We start from the raw sequence: 23,691 nt of genomic DNA, 5'->3' as shown, positions 1-23,691 counted from the left end.
AAATTTCGCAGGGTTGTTCGGGTGTTTCGATGACTAATTGTAAATTGCTGTCGAATTACACGCTGTACAAATTTGATTATAACGAGTGTGTAGCAGCTTAGTAGAGACGCGATTAATCGCGTCTGTACACAGAGAAATTAGCTTAATACTCGTATTATTTGAGGCAGTGTTTGTTTATTCGGGAATTGCCACTAATATTCTAAATAATACTCAGTAATTCTCAGGCGCACGTATTAATAGCGTCTTTTTTTGTCTTTTTTTATATATCGGGCAACCTTTTTACAATAACTTCGTCAAACGAGGGGTGTGACCCCTTTAGGCTAAGTTGAGTAAAATGAAACTGAAAAAAGCATACGTATTTCTTACAGTAGCAGTGATGTTACTGAGTTTTTGTTTTAGCTACCAGAGCGTGAAAGCAACTGGAACGATTAATTCGGTAGCGACAATTATTAGTGATATGCAACCACCACAGGATGCGGCGCCGCATGGAGTTCCAAAGTATTACAGTTGGGCAAATGGGCCGGAAATTGGTATGGGTAATGACCCAAAAAACTTTAAAGCGATGATGACGTGGGGACAGTTATATGAAGCAGAACAAGGAAATCCTGCAACCAACACGCGCGTTCAATTAAAGAACATCAAAGCTTATGTTCTGAGTAAAATAGATTCAAAGTGGCGCCTAGTACAGAGTTCTCTGGGAGTGGAAGGCGCCGCATATCGTGAAGATTTTGCTTTTGATGCAAATAAACAGGCAGATGTTCGTCCAGAATCTGATGGTAGTATTTCAGCAAAAGCTGGAGGAGGATATAACTATCATTTCTGGGCTACTGGTGGCAGAAGTACAATTGACCCGACTGATGTCGGGGGCATTTTCACCACTGTACAAGCCAGACTAATTGTTGATGACGCCAAGTTACCTGATGACCGCGCGCAAGCTCGTTATTTATTGAATGCGGGTGGTGATTATTGGCTCGACTTGACGACAGGTTGGGATAACTTCAAAACTAACGGTGGTATTGGAACGGGTAGATTTAAGTACGTCACTACGGAATGGCAGTCTTTCAACATGACTACTTTGTCACCAGAGCAAATTCAGCAAAATTCCCCACCACTTGAGTAATTTTCATTAAAATAGATAGCACAAAGAAACCTGGTTTCAATGATGCGTATCAAGCCTATTTATTTGTTTCTAGTGCTAGTTGCTATCGTGTTTAGTTGTAACCTATCAGGAGGCGCCTCCATCAGCGCGCAACAAACAAGAATTAATTCGGTAGCAACAATTATCAGGGATATGAAACCTCCGCATGACGCGGCACCGCATGGAGTTCCGAAAAATTACAGTTGGGCAAAAGGTCCAGAAATTGGAATGGGTAACAATCCAAAAAACTTCAAAGCTATGATTGCATGGGGGCAATTATATGAAGCCGAACTAAGGAACCCTGCTACAAACACGCGAGTTCAGATACGAAACATCAAGTCTTATATTCTCAGCAAAAGAACTAGAAGATGGCGTTTGTTGAAAAGTTCTGTAGGAGTTGATGGGGGTGCATATCGTGAGGACTTTGGAGGTAACGCTAACAAGCCACCCGATATTCGTAAAGAATCTGATGGCAGCATTTCAACCAAAGCAGGAGGTGGATATAACTACCACTTCTGGTCAAGAAACGGCAGAAGTACAATCGATCCAAATGATATCGGTGGAGTTTTCACTACTTGTCAAGCTAGACTTATAGTAGATAACCAAAACAAACCAGACGATAGAAGCAAAGCCAAGTATGTCCTTAATATGGGTGGAGACTACTGGTTGGACTTGGCGGCGCCGTGGGATAATTTTAAAAGCAGTGGTGGTATTGGGATGGGCAGATTCAAATACGTTACAACCAGGTGGCAAGCATTTAATATGACAACAGTTCCAGAAGCCGAACTTCGTCGTAACCCCCCACCCCTCGAATAATACAAGTTGTAACACCTAATTCTCTAATTCCCTAAGATTCCCGACTTCTTGAAGAAGTCGGGAATTTTATGTTGCAAATTTGATTTCATATCTTTGCATAACTTGCGAAGCATGAGAAGTATATATCTTTGAAATGTGCAATTTGAAATGTGCAACCCAATACACACCATTAATGATTTATCATGTTTCATCAATCACAGCTATCCCCTACTCAAGAAAAATTAAACGCCAGCTTAAGCGCTGCTATGGCGCCTTCTTCAACAGATTTAGATATAAGAGTACTTAGTAATGATTTGCAAAGTCGTGCTAGCTCAAATCAGAACTTGACCTCAAATACACAAGCAAAAGCTAGTGGTAGCACAGCAGATAATAACAATACTATGTCTACTGCTACTGCTTGGGCGCCGTTAAATGGCTACTTTGCATATGGCGAAAGTATTGGAGGTTCCGATACAAACGATTATTTTCGCTTTAGCTTAAATAGCACTAGTAGCTTAAGCATGGTCATGTCAGGATTGTCTGCTAATGTTGATATCCGTCTACTTGATGCAAATGGAAGTCAAATTTTGGTTTCTAACAATAGCGGAACTCATAGCACAGGTGGTAATGCTTATAAAGTCAGTACATCTGAAGCTTTTGACGTTACGCTTAATACTGGTACTTATTACTTTCAAGTTAGTTCTTATGATGGTGGTATAACTGATTACAAGATGGATTTTTTAGCTAAACCAGTTACATACACCTCAGACTGGTATAGTCAAAACCTTAAAGACAGCGGTATTACAAACTGGGCGCGTCAATTTGTCACCGATGGTAAGTTAGAACGCAATCAAATGATGTTAATAATGCGGAGTGCATTAGACGGAGGTACTGTTGACTCTAACGAATTGAGCGACCTGCGAAAAATCGTTGGCAGCTTTAAAATGGATGATTATGTGAAAAATTTATCTTCTAAAGTTCTTTTTGGTAGTAGCGCTAACGCCTATTATCAAGGACAAAGTTTGGGTAATTTAGTAACTGGCAGTTCTGCAACCAATCTTGATAAACTGATAAGCAAATGGTTTTTAGGTAATGATTTACCTTCTACTGATACATCAGCTGGAACAATTAGCTACCAGTCAGTATACACAGATGGACTATCTGGTCGTAATCAAATCTTATTTGGTAAAGATAGTACTACTAGCAAAATTAATATCAGTACAACAGATATTAAACAAGGTAATTTAGGTGATTGTTATTTTTTGGCTTCGCTTGGCGCCCTTGCTGGTAACAGTCAACATGGCGTAGCTTCAATAGATAAAATGTTTATCGATAATGGTGATGGTACATTTACAGTTCGCTTCTATGGTCAAAACGATGGAAAAGTAACTACAGGCGCCGAATATGTAACTGTTAATAAATATTTACCAACAGGTATGGCAGATTATGATACTCAAAATAAAGGTTTGTGGGTAGCCTTAGCAGAAAAAGCTTATGCTCAATTTTCAGAATTAGGTATTTCTCAACGCGATACTACAGCCAATAATTACAGCAGTATTGAAGGGGGTTGGGGTTTCCGAGTCATGAATGCTATTACTGGTGTAAGCCAAGGTGGTGTATACAGTAACGATTCTAAAGTTGTTTCGGTAACACCATTAGGAGCTTTCTTAAGTTTATCAGATATTGCGAGTCGTTTAAATCAGGGATGGGCGATGACGGCAGACACTGTTCAAAAACCAGTATTGGGAATTATTGAATCCCATGAGTATATAATTGTTAGTGCGAATACTTCCAACGGAACACTTACACTTTATAACCCTTGGGGTGTATCTGCCAAAGACCGAGGTGAAACGAATGGTTTTAAAACTATTTCCTACAATGATTTTAAAAATAGCTTCTACTCTATTAATCTTGGTTAAGGGTCGTGTAGGCGGATTCCCGACTTCTTCAAGAAGTCGAGAATCTTAAACAGTGCTTTATAATAAATTAAAAAAATGAACGTGCAACAGCAACAAAAGCAAAACTTACGAGACTTTTCATGGTCTTTTTGGTTCACCTTACCTATTTATCCATTTGACAGGCGCCAAACAATCCGTAGAGAAGTTCTAAAGGATACAATTTGGACGTTCGACCAACTTCAAGGCATTTTCTATGTGGTTGTGCCTGTGAGAATGACCGTTGTTAAGATGAAAGAAGGCGGTTTGCTTGTTTATGCGCCTGTTGCACCAACACCTGAATGTATCCGTTTAATTACTGACTTAGTGGAAAAGTATGGTGATATTAAATATATTATATTACCTACAATATCTGGTTTAGAACACAAAGTATTTGTCGGGCCATTTGCGAGACGTTTTCCGACAGCACAAGTATTTATCGCTCCTGGTCAGTGGAGTTTCCCAATAAATTTACCGTTAAGTTGGTTAGGTTTACCAGCGAAGCGTACTCAAGTTTTACCACAAGATAGTAATACGGCGCCGTTTTCCTCAGAATTTGATTATGCTGTCCTTGGACCGATAGAACTTGGACCGGGTCGATTTGCAGAAGTAGCATTTTTCCACAAACTATCGAATACACTTTTAATAACCGATTCTATTGTTTCGATTCCATCTGAACCACCTGCAATAGTACAAATAGATCCATACCCTTTATTGTTTCACGCTAGAGACAAAGCGTTTGATATTGTTTCCGATACACCAGAAAACCGTCGTAAAGGGTGGCAACGCATTGCTTTATTTGCTTTTTATTTCCGTCCTAGTGTTTTGGAAGTGCCATCTTGGAATAATGTATTCAGCGATGCATTCAAAGTAACAAACCGTTCCAAAAAAGCTTACTTTGGTTTATATCCATTTCAATGGAAATTTGACTGGAAACGTTGTTTTGACACTTTAAGCGCAAACGGTCGTATCTTTGTAGCTCCTATTTTACAGGCTCTTATTTTAAATCGGGCGCCTTCTGAAACAGTACAATGGGCAGATAAAGTAGCTCAATGGAACTTCCAACGTATTATACCCTGTCACTTAGAGGCGCCGATAACAGCAACACCAAATGAATTTAGACAAGCGTTTGCATTTTTGGAAAAGCAACCAACAGTAGACACAGCTATTTTACCCGAAGTTGATTTTAAAATACTGCGTGAAATAGATAACGGCTTAAAAAAAGTAGGTATAATCCCACCTGCGAAAGAAAAAGTCTGATAAATTTTAGGGTGCGTGACGCTACGAAAAAACCTCAACATAGTCATAGAACTTGTTGCGTCACGCACCAAAGCATCAATAATTAATAGGATAAATTAATAGGATACATAACTGCAACATGGCGTCACGCAGCAAAACATGAATATTTGACATAATTAAATTTATCGTCATCTATCCAAAGATATATATAACCACTGTTAAATTCGATGATTGACTAAACTTAAACCAATTATAAATATATTGTGCTTCAAAGATAAATATGATATTAAACATAATTATCACAATTTATCGTATGCAAAAGCTTGACGAATAATGAAAAAGATCCAATAATAATTTCAATTGATACAAATAAAAACAAAGCATAATAAATCTAGAATTGAGAAAACAATATGAATATTAACGCATCCATTGCTCTAGTAACAGGTGCAAATCGTGGGATTGGAAAAGCGATTGTTGAAGCTTTATGTGAAAAAGGAGTGAAGCGTATTTACGCGACAGCACGTGATGTAAATTCACTCAAAAGCTTAGTTTTGATTGAACCACGAAAAATTATACCAATCGAATTAGACGTTACGAATTTAAACCAAGTTTTATCTGTTGCCGAACTTGCAAATAATGTAAATTTACTAGTAAATAACGCAGGTGTACTTGCAAGAGATAGATTTTTCTCTTCTACAAGCATAGATAGTTTACGATGGGAAATGCAGACCAACTTCTATGGAGTACTCTATATGATTCGCGCATTTGCACCGATATTGAAAAACAATGGAGGTGGTGCAATAATTAATTTACTATCAGTCGTATCACACGTTAACGTGCCCATGTTTGGTACATATAGTGCATCAAAAGCAGCAGTTTTGTCATTAACTCAAGCTGCCAGAGCAGAACTTGCGACACAAAAAACAAAAGTGATAGGAGTCTTTCCTGGGCCAGTTGACACAGGAATGATAGAAGGTCTTAAATTAGAAAAAGTTTCTTCAAAACAAATAGCCGAAGCCACATTACACGCATTAGAAAAAGGTATAGAAGACGTATATCCAGACAAAATGTCTACTGACGTGCTGACCCCTCTTCACAATAGTTTCAAAACACTCGAAAAACAATTTGCTGGTATGCTTGACCTACCAACCGATATGGACGCTGCAGCATAAATTTGACTCGTGGCGCCATGCATAAACCATAAAGGACGTGCGAACAAACATATAATTATATCAGCTTTGTTTCACTTTGAATACGTTAATGGTCACTGTACTTATTTCCGTGCGAACAAATATATAGTTATATCAGCTTTGTTTCATTCGTAGGGTGCGTGACGCATTCTACAAACCTCAACTAATAGAATAACCTAGTAGCGTCACGTACCATCTTTTCTACGTTCTGTATTTGTATAAAACAACGTTGGCACCGATGTTGTACTTTCCGTTAACGTAGAGTCCTGGGATTACAATTTCAAATAATCCCTTTCAGGAATTGAAACAATTTTTGTAATCAAAGAAATACAAATATATAAGCGAGTCGGTGCGTGACACTACCAGTCTTATAATGTTAGTTGAAGTTTTTTCGTAGCGTCACACACCCTACGTTTTGATGTTGGGAGTGAGGTTTCTATCTTTAGTTAAAAAGCATTAATTCGGTTACAAGCTGGGGTGTTGAAATGCTTGGTTTACTCGTACAATTATTTGCTGTAAGTCCTATGGATGATAATAGTATCTCTACTTGTTGATGCGTTTGCTTTTCATCAGTTGAGGTTTTAGTTAAAATTTGACAGGTTTGCTTTAATGTTTTTATGCTACCAGTAATCGTTTTGTGTTGTGACATCCTAATATTACGCTCTATCTCAACAAATCCTGATAATGATTCTACTTTTTTCTCTAGTTTTGATAATCTATCTTTTCTAGATGTGGATAATATCTTTATTTCGTCTTGATATTTTTTGAGCAGTTTCTTCACGCACGCGTTATCTGTTGATTCTACGATATCATCACTGTCTTTTGTTACTGAGCTAGATACTAGTTGCTTTATCTGCTCGGTAGTAAGGGTTGATTCAATTCTATCGAGTTCTATCTCTTCTAGCTCACTAATCCTATTTTGTAAATTCTGTAACTCACCTCTAACTGGAGATGACTTTTCAACAATTTCTTTCACTTTTTCAATATCATTCTTTAATACCGCGCGTTCCTGGGTGCTGGTAACTTCTAATTTATTGAGTTTTGTATCTAAGTTTTGTAAACATTTGGTAAATGTCTCTATCTGATTTGATAAATTAGTATCTACGTCATGATTAGCTGTGTTTTGAGGTGCTATTTTAGCCTGCAAACCTTTTCCTAACTGTGTTAATGTAACTTGATTCTTTACAGCAGCCATGACTAGCTTACTTTCTCGAATTACTTCTGGTGAGTCTTGAACCTTAAATTTATCTGGAATTAAATATTCTGGTGGAACATCTTGACAACATGAAGATGCTAACCACTCCCGCGCGTATTGACAAACTACTTTCGCTTCTTCACCAATCTCTACATTCTGTTTTTGTAACCTTAATAGTATAGATTGCATGTGACGAACTAGGGCGCCTTCTTCTTTTAACTTTGATTCTGATATAGTAGAACAATTCCTCACCGACATCATTGTTAACAAATAGGATGAATTTTGCCACTCATGAAGCATTGCCAGTTCACAGTCTGCTATCAAAGCTGCTTCTTTTTGACCTGTTCTTTCCAAAATCTTTACTTGTGCTGCTAATAACAATGTTCTTTCCGTACACTCAGCAAGACTAGTTGGATAATCAAATGATATTAAGCGCTCACAAACTCTAAATGTCGGCATACTGTAAATTCATCCCCCTTGATAGCAACTCGCTTTATTCTAAATGAAACAATTATATTTATTTTTAGTCAAACAAATAAAATGAATATTTATGAATATTTATATTTATTTTCCTAATCAGGCAAGGTTTATAGATGAGGGGTTAGACCCAACATTATGTTTGTAGAGACGTTACATGTAACGTTTCTACGAAATTTATTTGTAACAAATGTTACGCACAATCAGGTGATACATAAAAATAGGCGCCTATGCAAGATAACAAAGAGGCAAGTTATATTTGGGCAATAAACATCAGTAGTCAAGTTAAGCGAAAAGATATCTTATGAAAGGTTTATGGCAAAGTTTACTTGCAGGTGTGCTAGTGCTACTATTGTTAATCTACCCGCATCCAGGTCTAACTCAAGAAAATCAATCAAAAAAAACGTTACAAGTAGCAACAAAGCTTGTCCCCCCCTTTGTGTTTCAAGACAAAAATGAGCTTTTAGGATTTAGCATTGACTTATGGCGAAGTATTGCTAATGAAATCGGCGCCAAGTCTAAATTTAATATATATCCAACAGTACGGGATATACTTAATCAGGTAGAACAAAAGAAAGCAGATTTAGGCATCGCTGCTATCTCAATTACTGCGGAAAGGCAAAATAAATTTGATTTCTCTCTTCCAATATTCTCTGGAGGATTACAAATAATGGTGAGGAGTTCTAAAGGACAGAAGAATATCTTTCCCACTATTTTACAAACGTTTTTCTCTCCTACTTTTTTACAGTTAGTTGGTATCACATTAGCTTTAATTTTAGTCGCTGCCCATATTATTTGGCTATTGGAACGCCATCATGCTGAAGGAATTATCTCTAAATCTTATTTCCCTGGCATTTTCAAAGCTTGTTGGTGGGCAGCTGCAACATTAGCAACACAAGCTGATGAAATGCCCAAAGGCCCTCTCAGTCGGATGATAGCAATTATTTGGATGTTCATCGGTGTTATTTTTGTCGCTTATTTTACAGCTACCGTTACTACCGCGATGACGGTGCAACAGCTTCAAGGTGATATCCGTGGCATTGATGATTTACCTGGTCGGGTTGTAATAACTACTACTGGTAGTACTGCAACTGAATTTTTACGTCAGCAAAGAATAAAAACTGTTGAAGTAACCGATATTTCCAAAGCTTACGAAGCATTACTAAAAAACCAAGCTGATGCTGTGGTTTTTGACGCACCAGTACTTCTCTATTACGCAGCTAATCAAGGTAAAGATAAAGTTGAGATTATTGGCTCGATATTTCAAGAAGAAAACTACGGTATTGTTCTACCAAACAACAGTCCTTACCGTAGACAAATTAATACTGCGCTGTTGACTCTTAAAGAAAACGGAATCTACAAGGCATTATACGAAAAATGGTTCGATGTTAAAAAATCTTCATAGAAACTACCATACTTGTATATTCATTAATAACTTTCCGCGCGTGCCCAAAATCATACAACCATTCAATCCGGTAGAAACGTGATTAATCACGTCTCTACACCCTGTTTTCAAGAAAATATGTATCATTTATCTAATCAATATCAAAATTTACGTGTTTATATTGAGCAAAATTCGATATTATATTATTTTAGTTTGTATTGAATTATGCAGTCCATGATACGCGCGCAATCGCATGAAAAATCTAAGATTAATGTGGTATCTTACTATAATTGAATGTTAGCAGCACTTAAACCTTCAACACACAAGAAGTTCAGCTAAATAAATTTAACTGTGTTCCCTCTGCCTAAGTTATTCAATTAAATTACTTGTACAATAATTGTAAAAACCGTAAGTGCATCACTGGTATTGTATATCACCAGTAGCATTAACAATTACGACATCAATTAAATCGTAATTGTCAGATAACTGCTGTTAATAAGGACAAAGTATATGCAGATAACTCTATTGTTACCAACGAATAACTCCATGTTCAAAAATAGTAATAAAGTTATATAATGCTTAAAATTGAAAGAATCGGTGGTATTACAATACTGCTAAAGATAGAAATTGATCCCCCCAACCCGCCTGATGAGGGAGCTTAAAACTGCTCTTATTACCCCGAATTCGCGGAGGGATAGTATTCTAGGAAAATGTCTTAATCCAGTAGTATTGGGTGGTATTATTGTCTTGATGTTAGGGTGAAACTTATGAAGTCAAGAAAATTGAATATCTGTTTAGCAGTAAGATAAACCTAGTTTTAATTATTATGTTATTTATTTCTTTATGAACACAGACAATATTTTAGAGGCTGTAGAACAATTGCTGCTACTTAGACAACTTAGTCCTATTGAGCAGCTCATACTACGTCATTCGTGGATGGGAAAAAGTTATGAAGAAATGTCACAGGGGACTAATTACTCTAGTAACTACTTAAAAGTAATTGGTTTTGACTTATGGAATGATATTTCTAGCGTACTCAAGCGCAAAGTTACGAAAAAAAATATACATCTACTTCTGCCTCAATATATACAAACCAATTTACAGCAAGTCCCTGAAACTAAAACCGAAACTACTTGTTTTACAACAATACCCAGATATAATCTAGTTGTAGATAACCACGTAGAATTTCCTAATAGTTCTCTGCTAGCCAGTTCTTTTTTTTACATCAGCCGCCCTCCTGTCGAAGAATTAGCTTGTACGGAAATCACAAAACCAGGTTGTGTAATCAGAATTAAAGCTCCACAAAAAATGGGGAAAAATTCGCTGATTAATCAAATAGTTCAAACGGCAAATGCGAATAAGTATGAAACTGCTTATTTAGATTTTCAAGAACCAGACAAAGCTATATTTACTAATCTTGATAAGTTTTTACGCTGGTTTTGTAGTCATATCAGCAGACAATTAAGTCTTAACCCCAAATTGGATGATTATTGGGACGAAGATATTGGCAGCAAAGTTAGTTGTAAAGTTTATTTTCAAGATTACTTGCTCAATCATATCAAAACTCCGTTAGTCTTAATCTTAAATGAGGTCAACTGCGTTTTTGAGCATCCTAATATTGCATCGGAATTTTTACCCATGCTGCGATATTGGCATGAAATCGCGCGTTCACAAGAAATTTGGCAAAAATTACGGCTAGTAATCGCTCACTCAACGGAAATCTATGTACCATTAAAATTGCATCAATCTCCTTTCAACGTTGGACTAGCGCTGAAGTTACCAAATTTTAACATTCAACAGGTGAAGTTATTAGCTAGTCGCTATCGACTTGAGCTAGTTGACTCGGAACTTGAACAGTTAATATCAATGGTTGGGGGACATCCTTATCTCATTAACCTTGCTTTTTATCATTTACATAAAGGACAAACGAACTTTCCAGAGTTGCTACAAAATGCTCCAACCTTAGCGGGTATTTACAGTGACTATTTACGCAGGTTGTTTGCAATTATACAGGAGCAAAACGAATTGATATTTTCCCTAAAACAAGTTCTAGCTGCTGATGAAGGTGTTTTTATTGACGCGATAGCAGCATACAAGCTGGAAAGTATGGGGTTGATACACTTAGATGGAAATCTCGCATATATTAGTTGCGAATTATACCGTCTATATTTTCGTAAACAATTAGAAGAAGAAACTTTGTTAACCAGATCTAATATCCAAAGACAAACTAAGATTAATGAATTATCACAATTTGGTTCATATGATTATTTCAAACAGTACTTAGAAAAAGAACTGTGTGATTGGGCACATGAAACACTCCCATTATCTTTAATTTGGTGCGACGTTGATTACTTTAAATCCTATAGCCAATCTTATGGCGCCGGCGCCGCGAATATAGCCCTACAAAGAATTAGTAGCGCGATATGCGATTGTGTAAAAGAGCAAGCGGCTTTAATCGCGCGTCATAAAGGAGAAGAGTTTGTAATCATATTACCTCAAACCGCAACTGATACAGCAGTAACGCGCGCGGAAAATATCCGTGCTAGTGTTGAAAATTTGGCAATCGTTCGTGAGCAAACAGAAATTTTAACTATGAGTTTGGGGGTAGCGACTATCGAACTAAATTCGTATTTATACCCAGAAATGCTCATTGCAACTGCTCAACAAGCAATGCTTCAGTCCAAGAAACTAGGAAGAAACAAAGTTACTGTTTAGATTATTCGATTTTGGATTATTTTGCTAATGTTGGGTGGGAGTGTAAGTAGTATTTCCACCCATCTTTTTCGAGCGATGTAATGCACCAAAAGCTTTATCAACCAAAGAGTTTGAAGATTTTTCTAGCTTTGGAACCATACCAACGACTCCGGAACTGATGGTGACAACCGGAAACTGAAGTCCACCCACTTTCGCAATAGCATGTTTAATACCCAAGTTTTGCACCTCTTCGCGGATAGTTTCCGAAATTTCGACTGCTTGACTAATAGTTGTATCTGGAAGCAAAATAGCGAATGAGTCATCTTGATAGCGTGTAACCAAACCATTCTTGTCCACACACCTAGATATTTGATTCGCAATTTTATAAACACATTCATCTCCCATTTTGTTCCCCCGCATCAAATTATATATTTTCAGGTTATCAATATCCATTAATATCATTGATAACGGCGCCTGACGAACAGCACTCTCTTCCCAAAGACGATTCAAACACAAATTAAAGTAACGCTGGTTGCGAAGTTGCGTCAAATCATCGGTGTAGCATAAATTTTCTAAATGCTGTATAAGTAATTCTTGTCTAGCGTTGACGCATAACCGCAGTAAATATTGATTGAATTGAGTACCAAGTATTTTATTATCCACTTCATGTAAACTTTGATACAAATTTTTATCACAATCAGATGATGGGAAAAAATCACTGGGTAAGTCAGGAAATAATTGCATAAGTCCACTACTTAGTTTTTAATTACGTAATCTATTTCTACAAGTAAACAATACTTTAGCAGGACATTCCAATTTAATAATGCGTATAACTTTGACAAGATATTAACTCAGCAATTATATACTCACAGTTCACATAAAACACATAATTCATTAATATTATTTTAATATTTAAAATTGACGAGAAATAATTTTATCTTATATTGACAAACTAGATAAATATTTACTTTTGTTAGGTTGTTATGAAAAGTTATTTCAGCTAATTCAAAATTAATGTGAATAAATAAAACAAATGTTCAATTATAAAATATGTTTAAAGAAACGATGTTGGTTGTGTATAAATAATTTTAAAGAAAGTAAACTATACCCTATAATGTTTGCGAAATTGCTGCTAAGTTAGATGAAAGTCTAGTAATACTATTATCAATTACAGCTAAACTATAACCAAATGTATGTCCTGTTATAGATACCAAGTCGGTGGCAGTTTGCAAAGCAACGCTATGAGCTATGTTGAACGCGCGTGTGACCGAGAGCTATACACAGCATTGAAACACGGTGAATTTTGCTACGTTCTCAACTCCCGACAGATGGGAAAGTCTTCCCTATTAGTTAAAACCAGTCATCGTTTACGACAACAGCAATACAAATGCTCTGTAATTGATTTAACGAATATTGGCAGCGAAAATATTACCCCGTTGCAATGGTATAAAGGACTAGTAACTGATTTGCTATCGGGGTTTAATCTAGGGCAAAAGGTTAATTTGAAGGTTTGGTGGGAAGGACAAGGAGATATTTCCTTGCTCCATAAACTCAGCAGATTCATTTCTGAGGTCTTATTGGTTGAGTTTGCACACGAACAAATTGTCATATTTATTGATGAAATAGATAGCATCCTTAGTCTAAGTTTTCCTGTTGATGATTTTTTTACATTCATTCGCTGTTGCTATAACCAACGCGCGGTTAACCCAGAATATAATCGTTTGACATTCGCGATATTTGGGGTTGCAACACCATCAGACTTGATACAAGATAAGCAACGTACACCTTTTAACATCGGTAAATCAATTCAATTAGACGGTTTTACCTTAGATAAAGTTCAACCATTAGCGGAAGGTTTGATAATTTCGGAAAGTAATGTACAAGAAGTAATGAGTCAAATATTGACTTGGACAAACGGACAACCATTTTTAACCCACAAACTTTCTCAATTGCTAGTTGACTCAGTTCATAATAAAGGAGATCAAGAAGATACATCAATTTTTTGTAAAGGGCAAGAAGCAGCTTTAGTAAAAAATGTGGTAACAAGGTATATTATAGATAAATGGGAATTTCATGATGAACCGCAGCACTTGCGAACAATTTCCGACAGAATTCTCAGAGACGACCAAGCAGCAGCTAGCAACTTAGAAATTTATCAGCGCATTCTTTTAGAGGAAGATGTCCCCAGTGATAATAGTCGAGAACAAATCGAATTAATTCTGTCAGGACTGGTAGTTAAGTCGCAAGGTAAGTTAAAAGTAAAAAACTTAATTTACGAATCCGTCTTTAATTTAGAATGGGTTACTAAACAGATGGAGAATTTGCGTCCTTACGCACAAAAATATAAAGCTTGGGTAGCTTCCAACCAGGAAGATACTGAGTACTTGCTTCAAGGAGAAGCATTAGAGCAAGCACTTGCTTGGTCGTGCAGCAAAAGACTTTCCAATTTAGATTATCGTTTTTTAACTGCAAGTCAAGAACTAGCGAAACGCAACATAGAAAAGGATTTAGTGGCAGAGAAACAAGCTCGACAAATTGAGCGAGAAAAAGCAATGTTTGCTCTTGAGTCTACCAAACTTGCACAGGAATTTCTATCCCACGCGCGTTTATACGCGAAGAAAAACGTTCATACATTGCGTTTAGGGAAACGCTGGATAATTTCTGTTGCTGTTTGCGTTGCTAGTGTAGTAATTATTTTACGCTTAACTGGACTATTACAGGGTATGGAGTGGACGATGCTGGATAGGTTTTTCCAAGCACGTCCACCTGCACCTGTTGACTCTCGAATATTGATTGTTGCTATTGACGAATCAAATATTCAGCAAATGGGACAGTATCCGATGTCAGATATGGTATTAGCTGAAGCTTTACAGACGTTAAAAAGCTATAATCCGAGAGCTATTGGTTTAGACTTGTATCGAGATTTACCTGTGGAACCAGGACACCGAGAATTAATGCAGCTATACAAAACAACTCCAAATCTACTTGGTGTAGAGAAGCTAGTTGGTAGTAAAATTGCTCCTCCACCAATTTTAGCTCAACTTGGACAAGTGGGACTTGCCGACCAAGTGTTAGATGGAGATGGTAAGGTGCGTCGCGCGTTGCTTGCAGTTGAGGACAAAGGTAAGAACCACTTGAATGTTGGTTTACAGCTAGCATTTCGCTACTTAGAAACCGAAGGTATAGTTCTTGAAAATCTTTCCAACAACCGCAAGCGAATAGGAAAAGCGCAACTTATTCCTTTTGACGCAAATTATGGGGGATATGTTCGAGCAGATGCGGGGGGTTATCAAATTCTACTCAACTATTACGGTGCCTCTCAACAGTATCAAACCGTCTCAATTCAAGATGTGTTAGATAATAAAGTATCTGCTGAGATGGTGAAAAACCGTATAGTTTTAATTGGTGCAACAGCTGAAAGCGTTAACGATTTGTTTCAAACACCTTACAGCACTAGTTTTTTAGATAACCCTGAACAAATGCCTGGAGTCATCCTCCATGCTAATATTACAAGCATAATCTTAAGCGCTGCACTTTCTGGGCGCCCAATAATGTTGCAAGTATGGTCAAAATCAAGTGAATGGCTTTGGATTTTACTATGGTCTTTTTTGGGAACACTATTTAGTTGGTATTTTAAATCATTTAAACACACTGCCATCCTGATTATGTTATTATTAGGAGGGTTAATAACAACAACCTACCTTGCCTTCTTGCTCGGTTGGTGGATTCCAGTGATTCCGTCAATAATAGGGTTACTAGTCGCATCAGTCAGTCTACCGTTAGCTGGCGCCAAACAGTTAGAGAAAATAGAGCTTCGTCAAACAGTCAAGTCATTAATTGTATTTACCCAAGAAAAACCAATTGCTGGGCAAATAGCCATCGAATACCTAAAACAAGCCGAAAGTCAAGAAAACCAAATACTGATAGACCAAATAATATGGCAACATAAAAGCTCCAATCACAACTAACTAGCTAATGAAATTTGGTTCATTGATATCAACATCAGTGGACATACGACGAGAACCCGCACCAGAAGAACCTTTCGGTTTACTCGAACCAGGTGGGTTTAAATTACCTTTACAAAGAACAGATGTCTGTTCTTTTACATTTGGATGCATACTTTGAGCATCTTTAGGTATAATAGATATGAAGAACTGCTTGACGATTACCATAGTAATCACCAATCCAAAGGCATAGATATTATTCATGAGCGTGTAAATATCTCCGTAATTATCCTTACTTGCCTATCTATTCACACCCACAACAGCCAATCATGGAAAAAAACTACGAAAAAAAATTTCTTGAAATTTAGACTACTTTTATAAACTTTCTAAACTTCCTATCTTTCAACCATTGAAATAATAAACTCATAACCAATATAACGCTTCACATTTTTTACAGCTTATTTTTTGACCAACCGTGAAGAACACATGAAGCAAAACTATAAAATATAAAGTACGAATCAAGAACACACTGTTACATTAAGAACATAAAGCTCTAACATACGCAAATTAGCCAACCTTCTTCAAAAAATAAGTTTGGCATCTTAAAGGTTATTCTAGGGAGAGTGAAAAATACGGATATCATCACTGCTTGCTTCATATGAAAATGCGGCGGCGTGTTTTCATGTGTACTCAGACAAAAATAGGGTTGACGTGGGGAAGTAATCAGGTTAGTTGCTGCATAACTGGCGCCTTAACCGTATTAATTCCCTAGCTAATAATTATGTCCAAATAAATTTGGAAGAAGATATTTTTATTACAAAATATTTATTCGCATTCATCAACGGTAATTAGCAGCTATTACCTGTTCGCTTTGCTGAATAAACTACACTTAAATTATTTTATTCCTGTAAATAATTTGTGTATTTTCAGATAAAATTTTATAAATATGCCATGAGCGAAATAAACCTATCTTAAAATCTTCGTAAAAGAAGTATAAAAATTTTAAAATGAAACAAATTGTAAAAATTGTAATCACCAAAAAGACTTAATGATAAATTTGAACTAAGCAAAAATTTGTAATCAGTAAAATCATGACAGATACAAATACAAACGACACAGGGGAAAATCAACCAAAAAATCCGCCAACCAAGTATGATTCACCTTGGAAAGACATATTAGAAACATACTTTAAAGAATTCATGGAATTCTTCTTCCCTACTGCACATGACCAAATCGACTGGACAAAAAAGCCAGAATTTCTAGACAAAGAACTAGCAGAAGTCGTTGCAGACGCAGAAATAGGGCGCCGATATGCCGATAAATTAGTCAAATTACATCTAAAAAACGGTGAAGAAAAATTAATACTCGTTCATGTAGAAGTTCAATCACAAGAAGAAAATGAATTTGGCGGCAGGATGTATACTTATAACTATCGTATTTACGATAAATATAAAATGCCCGTAGCATCTTTAGCGATTTTAGGCGACAGCAATCAAAATTGGAATCCCTGCGAATTTGGTTATGATTTATTTGGATGTTCGCTGAATTTTCAATTTCCAACTATCAAATTGCTAGATTATGAGCAAAGGCTGCCTAAACTAGAAAATAGTACCAACCCATTCGCAACAGTTGTTCTAGCACACCTAGCAGCACTCAAGACTCGTGAAGACCGAAACGAGCGTAAAGTGCAGAAACTTGCTTTAGTACGAAGACTATACGAGAAAGGGTTTGAGCAAAAGGATGTAATAAAGTTACTAGCTTTTATAGACTGGATGCTAACATTACCACCAAACATTGCAGCAGAGTTTAAACTTGAGGTAAGACAAATTGAGGCAGGGCAAACTATGAAATATATAACTTCTTTCGAGCGTGATGCTAGACAAGAGCAAGCATTCTTAATGGTAACACAGCTACTGAATCGCCGCTTGGGTAATATTGATGAGGCAGAACTTGAGCGTGTACGTTCTTTATCTGTTGAACAATTGCAAGCATTAAACGAGGCATTACTTGATTTTACCTCGGTTACTGATTTAACCAACTGGTTATCAAACAGGTAAATCAAGGCAAAAGGCGCCCATAAAACAAGTAGGGTGCGTCACAGCAACGACAAACTTCAGCGAAGCCACAATTAAAGTGCTGTGACGCGCCATTTTTAATTATCATCTCAAAAAACGCATATTGACAAGTATACGATATTTTATAGAACTAAAATACTATGATAGAATGGATATCCCCTTTTATCTAACTCCCTAAAAAATAAGCGAACCGGGAGTTATTAGGATAATTGGACGAGAATAACAAAAGCAAACATAGCGCTAACCCAGATTTAAATCAGCAGTCTATTTTTCTCTTACTATTTTTCTCTTAAAAATATCTATTCTAGGGAGAGTGAAAAATACGGATATCATCACTGCTTGCTTTATATGAAAATGCGGCGCCGTGTTTTCATGTGTACCAAGACGAAAATAGGGGCACAGAAGACAGTTGGTGAGCCGGAAGTAGAAGATTAATCATATTAAAAGTATTATTAGACACTGCTGCTTTTTGAGTTGGTTTGGAGATATTTGTGTAGTGACTGATTTTTATTGTGTTGGTGTTTTAGATATTGGCGCCAATTTTGTTCCTCTCTTCTCTGTGTTCTCGGCACCTGTGTGGTAAATAGTTTTACCACAGAGACCATGAGAGAGCAGACAGGAAAAACGAACCGCAAAGGACGCAAAGGACGCGAAGGAAGAGTGAGGAAAAGAGAATTTCTCAGAATTTATGGAGGATTAACAGGTGCCGTCACTGCTCCCGTTAAATATGAAAAAACACATTTTTTGTAACTCTTAGTATATAGGGATTGTGGAATGTGTTTCTTGGGAGTTATATCATTTATTCGGACAAATTTCCTGGCGCCGCTCATCACGGGTAGCGAAATAATCTTTTAAATAGTTGCAGCCATGCGATAGTAAATCATCTAAATCTCAATTCCACAATTTGATGGTTCCGTCATCGCTAGCAGAAGCTAAGGTTTTGCCGTCGGGATTAAACGCGACGCTTTTGACATAACTTTGATGTCCAGTCAGGGAAGCAATTTCTTTTCTTGTTGCCAAATTCCACAATTTGATGGTCTTGTCCAAACTAACAGAAGCTAAGGTTTTGCCGTCAGGACTAAACGCGAAAAAATTTTAGGGTGCGTGAAAGCTATCACAATTCATCAATATTACGTATATTAAAGTGCTTTCACGTACCATCTAATCGCAAAGGCGCCTACCATTCACCTAAATCATTAGTAGTATTCTATGTCAAAAGTTTTGGTGTAGACAGTAAGGTGGGCATTGCCCACCATACAAATGTACGCCAAATGCAACATCCCAAAAGAAGTGTGTACAAGGAGTAGAATTATTTACTTCCACTACTCGCCAAAATACGCTCAGTCAACTTCTCAGGAACCTCTTGAAGGTGGTCAAAGTCCCAGTGGAACGAACCAACACCTAAAGTTTGCGAACGCAACTCTACAATAAAGTTTTGCATCTCAGCTTGAGGTAAGTATGCAACCACACAATCCCAACCATACCAGCCTTCTATTCCTTCATATCCTAATATCTGTCCGCGTCTACCACTAACAATTTGCAGAACTCTTGATGTAAACTGATTCGGAGTAGATACTTGAACTCGAAGTATTGGTTCTAACAGCGCAGGTTCACACTGCGGAAGTCCGGTTTGCATAGCCAAACGCGCGGCCTGTTTAAAAGCTTGTTCAGAACTATCAACGTTATGGTATGAACCATTAGTCAAAGTTACTGCAACATCCACAACCGGGAAACCTAATGGACCATGCGAAAGAAATTCACGCACACCCATTTCCACACCAGAAATATATTGTTTAGGCACAACACCACCAACAATAGTTTCCTTGAACGCAAAACCCTCACCGCGCGATAAAGGTTTGATATCTAAGAAAACATCACCAAATTGCCCGTGTCCACCACTTTGATGTTTGTACCGACCATGCACCGATGAAGTTTGCTTCTTGATAGTTTCTTTGTAAGGAACTTGCGGCAAGCGCGTTGTCATCGGTAAATTATATTTACGGCGTAGTCTATCTAATGCAACTTGCAGGTGAATTTCTCCTTGTCCCCACAAAATCACCTCATGTGTATCACCATGTTGTTCCCACATTAATGATGGGTCTTCTTCGAGCAGCTTACTAATGGCGCCGCTTAATTTAACTTCATCATTGCGTTTTTCAGGAACAATAGCCAGCGCATACACAGGTTCGACAACTTTAGCTTTAGCTAATATTTCCTCTTTACAGTCAGAGGTGAGAACATCACCTGTTTTAATACCTTCCATGCGACTGAGAGCAACAATTTCACCTGCTTGCGCGCACATTATAGAATTTTGTTGCTGTCCACAAAGACGATAAATACCACCCGCGCGCACACCGTTGAGAACAGTGCCATCTTTGAGTTTACCTTGCCAGACTCGCACAAGCGAAAGCTTGCCGCCTTGTGGAGTATAGAAAGTCTTTAATACTTGCGCGGTAGTACTTGTTTCGTTGCTTAGTTGAATACCGCGTCTTAGAGCTGTAACAGTTGGTTCTGGAGCTTCTCTGTAAATTGCTTCGAGTAAAGGTCTAACACCGAAATCTTGTTCTGCGACACCAAAGAAAACAGGTACAACTAAATCGGCGCCTAATTCAAGTTTTAAATCTTTGAGAATTTCCTCTTGTGGAGGTTCAATATCTTCTAACAGTTCTTCAAGTAAGTGGTCATCGAAATTAGCTAACGCTTCAAGCATTTCAGTTCGTGCTATCCGCTCCTCTTCTTTCAGGTGAAGAGGAAACGGAATCGGGTCGGCAGGGGCACCACTATGATATTGATAAGCTTGCTCAGTGACTAAATCAATAAAGCCAGTAAGTTCTTCACCTCGTAAAATCGGATATTGATGTGCTACCAGTGGACGAGAAGAAACAGCTTTGAGAGCGTGTAAAGTATCTAATACATGGATATTTGCTCTATCCATCTTGTTTACAAAGACAAGGTGGGGAATTTCCTGGTCGTCGAGGAACTTAAATAAAGGAGCTAGGGTTTGAACTCTATCATTAATAGGTTCGCAAACAACAATCGCTGCATCAACCCCCATCAAAGCATTGTACGTTTCTTGAGCAAACTCAACGCTACCCGGACAATCAATAAAAGTGAACCGCACATCATTATATTCAGTACAAGCGGCGCCCACTTCAACGCTCATTTTGCGTTCTCTAGCTTCAGGAGCATAGTCTCCAACAGTGTTTCCGTCTTTAACGTTGCCCTTTCGCGTAATAGCCCCCGTGACAAACAGCAGACTTTCTAGTAAACTAGTTTTTCCACTCAAGTATGGACCGACGATTGCGACATTGCGCGAACCCGATTTGACTTTTTCGGTCATACAACCTCCTTGCGGTCAGATATACTGCCGCGTTCATGGTTTATGAAGAGATTAAGAAAGGTTAATTGCAAATTTATCCTTTCTTTAATCTGACTCTACTACCAAATTGTAAATTTAGCTGCAAATAGTATTTTGTTGTAATATTTGTTTGAAGTAAGTTTAAACAATACTAAGAAAAATTTACAAACTTAAAGATTTATATATTAAGTTTGTTGTAGCACAGGCATCCTGCCTGTGCCAACAAGTCAAATTAAACTCGTTTCAACTTGCTGGTATCGAGTTTACACTCTTTACCTTTGAGCGTGTCTAAAGTTTTTTGTTGCTCTGGTGTAAGCAGTTGGTTGTACAGCTTCCTTGTTACTATCTTCTACAAGTCTCTCTACCTTTTCAGTATTAGCAAGAATTTTGTTTTTGTTTGATTTTTTTGTTTGAAAAATAGACTTAATTGTATATTCAAATTTTATTATTTCGTATTTTTTAATAACAGCATTGTGATTACGTCCTAAAATTACGGTTTTTTCTCAAGATATACAGACCGTTGCTTTGGAGGCGCCACAAAACCTGTACTCGACACCAACACAATCTGCCGAATTGAATCTTTGACGCTTTCTAAGTCATTGCGCGCGCTTACCATATTAACTAAGGCTTTTTTAGCAACATTCTTAGCTAAAGGAAACTCATGCAAAATCAGAATATATAAACTTTTGTATCTTTTTTGTATAAGTTCTTTATACTGGGATATATCTAATTATTTTAGAGACGTTGGTTTCAGTGGTGCCTAAAGCTACGTTAGAGAATAAACAATTTTGTTCGAGTTAAAACTTATATTAATGCTGAACCTGATTATTGGAGTTTATGTTAGTACTCTTTTACTTTTAAAGAAGAGTTAAACTGTGCTAAGAAAAATTTACAAACTTGAACATTTATATATATGATGCGTCATTACTAATTTATTTCAGTCGTTCATAACAAAATTTACTTCAGGATATTTAAATTAACTATGCGAGTACAAACAAGGAAAAGGGTAAAGGGGTTACTAAGGTATCGTGTGACGAAATTAATTGGCATCATATTAGCCTTTTCGGTTTTACTTTCTGCCTCAACACCGAGCGGCGCCTCGACACAACCATTATCTAACCAAACTTTACATATTGCCCAAGGATATGTAGGGGGAACAGCGGCAGACTTTTTAAATCAAGGATTGCAGTTAATTCAGGCAGGCAGAGCTTCAGAGTCAATAGCCTATTTCCAAAAAGCTACCTCACTCGACCCAAACCTGGCACCAGCACACTATAATTTAGGGTTAGCCTTACGTCAAACCGGACAATTACAACCAGCGGCAGATGCATTTTATCGTGCCACCCAGGCAGACCCCAAATTTGCGCTAGCATATGCTAACCTAGGAGGCGCCCTGCTCGAAGGTGCAAATTGGCGACAAGCCGAAGATTATTTAAAGCGCGCGTTAGAAATAGAGCCAAAACTAGGAATAGCATACTACAACCTCGGTTTACTAAGAAAACAGCAGGGTGACTACGAAAATGCGATATCATCCTTTAAAAAAGCGATGGAATATAGTAAAAAAGCGCCCGAACCAGCGTATTACATGGGTGTATGCTATATGGAGCAAGGAAAATTAGACAAAGCCAGAGATGCATTCCGCAGAGCCACAAAAATCAACCCAAATTACACAGCAGCTCATTATAACATCGGTTCAATATTATTTAACCAAGGAAAATATAAAGAAGCCTTAGAATCATTTAGAAGGTCAGCAGAGACAAACACCAGTTATCCCAATGCGTATTACGGCGCCGGACTAGTCTTCATGCAGCAGCGTCAATGTAACGAAGCAGCACAAGTGTTTCAGTACGCCTTGAACCTATTTAACGCCCAAGGAAATTCCCAATGGGCAGGCGCCGCGCAACAAATGTTACAACAAGCCCAAACAGTAGGGTGCGTGACGCAACAATAACCGAACAACGAAGCGAAAATCAAGTAGCGTCACGCACCAACAAACACAACAAGCCCAAACGTAGGATGCGTGACGCAACAATAACCGAACAACGAAGCGCAAATCAAGTAGCGTCACGCACCAACAAATACAACGACCCACGCAGCGAAATACATATCTACATATAGAAAGATGAATCACCTTACACCGAGAAGTAAAAAAGAGATGTATTGCAATTTTCAAGGGTAATCTCATGACTCAACTAACAAACGGAAATGGCTCTTCCGTACTTAACGTGCTAAATTTTAATTAAAATTGACAAATCTCCTTTATAATCA

The 23,691-nt window shown here is 37.5% G+C and carries 16 protein-coding genes and 1 pseudogene; 11 read left to right on the top strand and 6 right to left on the bottom strand.

Annotation, left to right across the window (positions count from 1 at the left end; all coding sequences use genetic code 11):
* Nucleotides 1–334: 334 nt before the first annotated feature.
* From AC2JBO_RS27705 to AC2JBO_RS27685, 5 genes are all read left to right on the top strand, one after another.
* Nucleotides 335–1,120, top strand: a complete 786-nt coding sequence (locus AC2JBO_RS27705) for a hypothetical protein (RefSeq protein ID WP_496956847.1) — start codon at nucleotides 335–337, stop codon at nucleotides 1,118–1,120.
* A 39-nt stretch (nucleotides 1,121–1,159) separates the two neighbouring features.
* Nucleotides 1,160–1,954, top strand: coding sequence for a hypothetical protein (locus tag AC2JBO_RS27700; protein ID WP_496956846.1), 795 nt, complete (start codon nucleotides 1,160–1,162; stop codon nucleotides 1,952–1,954).
* Nucleotides 1,955–2,136: 182 nt separating this feature from the next.
* On the top strand, nucleotides 2,137–3,852 hold the full coding sequence (locus AC2JBO_RS27695; protein WP_496956845.1) for a C2 family cysteine protease: 1,716 nt from the start codon (nucleotides 2,137–2,139) through the stop codon (nucleotides 3,850–3,852).
* A 75-nt stretch (nucleotides 3,853–3,927) separates the two neighbouring features.
* Complete coding sequence (locus tag AC2JBO_RS27690) at nucleotides 3,928–5,127, top strand: DUF4336 domain-containing protein (protein WP_496956844.1); 1,200 nt, start codon at nucleotides 3,928–3,930, stop codon at nucleotides 5,125–5,127.
* Nucleotides 5,128–5,516: 389 nt separating this feature from the next.
* On the top strand, nucleotides 5,517–6,278 hold the full coding sequence (locus AC2JBO_RS27685; protein WP_496956843.1) for an SDR family oxidoreductase: 762 nt from the start codon (nucleotides 5,517–5,519) through the stop codon (nucleotides 6,276–6,278).
* A gap of 460 nt (nucleotides 6,279–6,738) precedes the next feature.
* Here AC2JBO_RS27685 and AC2JBO_RS27680 read toward each other — a convergent pair whose 3' ends face one another.
* Nucleotides 6,739–7,950 carry a hypothetical protein gene (locus AC2JBO_RS27680; RefSeq protein ID WP_496956842.1) on the bottom strand — a complete coding sequence of 404 codons (1,212 nt, stop codon included), beginning with the start codon at nucleotides 7,948–7,950 and terminating at the stop codon, nucleotides 6,739–6,741.
* Between the two features lie 322 nt (nucleotides 7,951–8,272).
* On the opposite strand from AC2JBO_RS27680, the gene AC2JBO_RS27675 reads away from it, so the two are divergent.
* Both AC2JBO_RS27675 and AC2JBO_RS27670 read left to right on the top strand, forming a co-directional pair.
* Nucleotides 8,273–9,373, top strand: a complete 1,101-nt coding sequence (locus AC2JBO_RS27675; protein WP_496956841.1) for a transporter substrate-binding domain-containing protein — start codon at nucleotides 8,273–8,275, stop codon at nucleotides 9,371–9,373.
* 822 nt (nucleotides 9,374–10,195) lie between these two features.
* The gene (locus AC2JBO_RS27670; protein WP_496956840.1) at nucleotides 10,196–12,067 is read left to right on the top strand and encodes an AAA-like domain-containing protein; all 1,872 of its coding nucleotides are present in this window, start codon (nucleotides 10,196–10,198) and stop codon (nucleotides 12,065–12,067) included.
* Nucleotides 12,068–12,091: 24 nt separating this feature from the next.
* On the opposite strand, the gene AC2JBO_RS27665 is transcribed toward AC2JBO_RS27670, so the two are convergent.
* Nucleotides 12,092–12,790, bottom strand: a complete 699-nt coding sequence (locus AC2JBO_RS27665) for a GGDEF domain-containing protein (protein WP_496956839.1) — start codon at nucleotides 12,788–12,790, stop codon at nucleotides 12,092–12,094.
* Nucleotides 12,791–13,239: 449 nt separating this feature from the next.
* Here AC2JBO_RS27665 and AC2JBO_RS27660 point away from each other — a divergent pair, with 449 nt between their 5' ends.
* A complete protein-coding gene (locus AC2JBO_RS27660; RefSeq protein WP_496956838.1) occupies nucleotides 13,240–16,014 on the top strand; it encodes a CHASE2 domain-containing protein in 2,775 nt (924 codons plus the stop codon).
* On the opposite strand, the gene AC2JBO_RS27655 is transcribed toward AC2JBO_RS27660, so the two are convergent.
* Nucleotides 16,015–16,218, bottom strand: coding sequence for a hypothetical protein (locus AC2JBO_RS27655; RefSeq protein ID WP_496956837.1), 204 nt, complete (start codon nucleotides 16,216–16,218; stop codon nucleotides 16,015–16,017). It lies immediately after the preceding gene.
* Between the two features lie 863 nt (nucleotides 16,219–17,081).
* On the opposite strand from AC2JBO_RS27655, the gene AC2JBO_RS27650 reads away from it, so the two are divergent.
* Together AC2JBO_RS27650 and AC2JBO_RS27645 are read left to right on the top strand one after the other, a co-directional pair.
* Complete coding sequence (locus AC2JBO_RS27650) at nucleotides 17,082–18,047, top strand: Rpn family recombination-promoting nuclease/putative transposase (RefSeq protein WP_496956836.1); 966 nt, start codon at nucleotides 17,082–17,084, stop codon at nucleotides 18,045–18,047.
* A gap of 621 nt (nucleotides 18,048–18,668) precedes the next feature.
* The gene (locus AC2JBO_RS27645; RefSeq protein WP_496956835.1) at nucleotides 18,669–18,815 is read left to right on the top strand and encodes a hypothetical protein; all 147 of its coding nucleotides are present in this window, start codon (nucleotides 18,669–18,671) and stop codon (nucleotides 18,813–18,815) included.
* A gap of 144 nt (nucleotides 18,816–18,959) precedes the next feature.
* Here the strand turns inward: AC2JBO_RS27645 and AC2JBO_RS27640 are convergent.
* From AC2JBO_RS27640 to AC2JBO_RS27630, 3 genes and pseudogenes are all read right to left on the bottom strand, one after another.
* Nucleotides 18,960–19,151, bottom strand: a pseudogene (locus AC2JBO_RS27640) (WD40 repeat domain-containing protein); the annotation flags it as partial.
* Between the two features lie 223 nt (nucleotides 19,152–19,374).
* Nucleotides 19,375–21,405, bottom strand: a complete 2,031-nt coding sequence (locus AC2JBO_RS27635) for an elongation factor G (RefSeq protein WP_496956834.1) — start codon at nucleotides 21,403–21,405, stop codon at nucleotides 19,375–19,377.
* A 508-nt stretch (nucleotides 21,406–21,913) separates the two neighbouring features.
* Nucleotides 21,914–22,090: a hypothetical protein gene (locus AC2JBO_RS27630; RefSeq protein ID WP_496956833.1), complete on the bottom strand. Its 177-nt coding sequence runs from the start codon at nucleotides 22,088–22,090 to the stop codon at nucleotides 21,914–21,916.
* 315 nt (nucleotides 22,091–22,405) lie between these two features.
* Here AC2JBO_RS27630 and AC2JBO_RS27625 point away from each other — a divergent pair, with 315 nt between their 5' ends.
* On the top strand, nucleotides 22,406–23,374 hold the full coding sequence (locus AC2JBO_RS27625) for a tetratricopeptide repeat protein (RefSeq protein WP_496956832.1): 969 nt from the start codon (nucleotides 22,406–22,408) through the stop codon (nucleotides 23,372–23,374).
* The last annotated feature ends 317 nt before the right edge of the window (nucleotides 23,375–23,691 follow it).

The organism is Calothrix sp. CBUCES-K 9914 (assembly GCF_059640475.1).
The sequence above is the reverse complement of the archived record's forward strand: the minus strand, read 5'-3'. Positions and strand labels throughout refer to the sequence as shown.

Bases quoted from the DNA above. Each gene is read 5' to 3' on its own strand.
- AC2JBO_RS27685 (WP_496956843.1), top strand. From the start codon at position 5,517: ATGAATATTAACGCATCCATTGCTCTAGTAACAGGTGCAAATCGTGGG.
- AC2JBO_RS27665 (WP_496956839.1), bottom strand. From the start codon at position 12,790: ATGCAATTATTTCCTGACTTACCCAGTGATTTTTTCCCATCATCTGAT.
- AC2JBO_RS27625 (WP_496956832.1), top strand. From the start codon at position 22,406: ATGCGAGTACAAACAAGGAAAAGGGTAAAGGGGTTACTAAGGTATCGT.
- AC2JBO_RS27680 (WP_496956842.1), bottom strand. From the start codon at position 7,950: ATGCCGACATTTAGAGTTTGTGAGCGCTTAATATCATTTGATTATCCA.
- AC2JBO_RS27655 (WP_496956837.1), bottom strand. From the start codon at position 16,218: ATGGTAATCGTCAAGCAGTTCTTCATATCTATTATACCTAAAGATGCT.
- AC2JBO_RS27650 (WP_496956836.1), top strand. From the start codon at position 17,082: ATGACAGATACAAATACAAACGACACAGGGGAAAATCAACCAAAAAAT.
- AC2JBO_RS27645 (WP_496956835.1), top strand. From the start codon at position 18,669: ATGAGAGAGCAGACAGGAAAAACGAACCGCAAAGGACGCAAAGGACGC.
- AC2JBO_RS27670 (WP_496956840.1), top strand. From the start codon at position 10,196: ATGAACACAGACAATATTTTAGAGGCTGTAGAACAATTGCTGCTACTT.
- AC2JBO_RS27700 (WP_496956846.1), top strand. From the start codon at position 1,160: ATGATGCGTATCAAGCCTATTTATTTGTTTCTAGTGCTAGTTGCTATC.
- AC2JBO_RS27660 (WP_496956838.1), top strand. From the start codon at position 13,240: ATGTCCTGTTATAGATACCAAGTCGGTGGCAGTTTGCAAAGCAACGCT.
- AC2JBO_RS27675 (WP_496956841.1), top strand. From the start codon at position 8,273: ATGAAAGGTTTATGGCAAAGTTTACTTGCAGGTGTGCTAGTGCTACTA.
- AC2JBO_RS27695 (WP_496956845.1), top strand. From the start codon at position 2,137: ATGTTTCATCAATCACAGCTATCCCCTACTCAAGAAAAATTAAACGCC.
- AC2JBO_RS27690 (WP_496956844.1), top strand. From the start codon at position 3,928: ATGAACGTGCAACAGCAACAAAAGCAAAACTTACGAGACTTTTCATGG.
- AC2JBO_RS27705 (WP_496956847.1), top strand. From the start codon at position 335: ATGAAACTGAAAAAAGCATACGTATTTCTTACAGTAGCAGTGATGTTA.
- AC2JBO_RS27635 (WP_496956834.1), bottom strand. From the start codon at position 21,405: ATGACCGAAAAAGTCAAATCGGGTTCGCGCAATGTCGCAATCGTCGGT.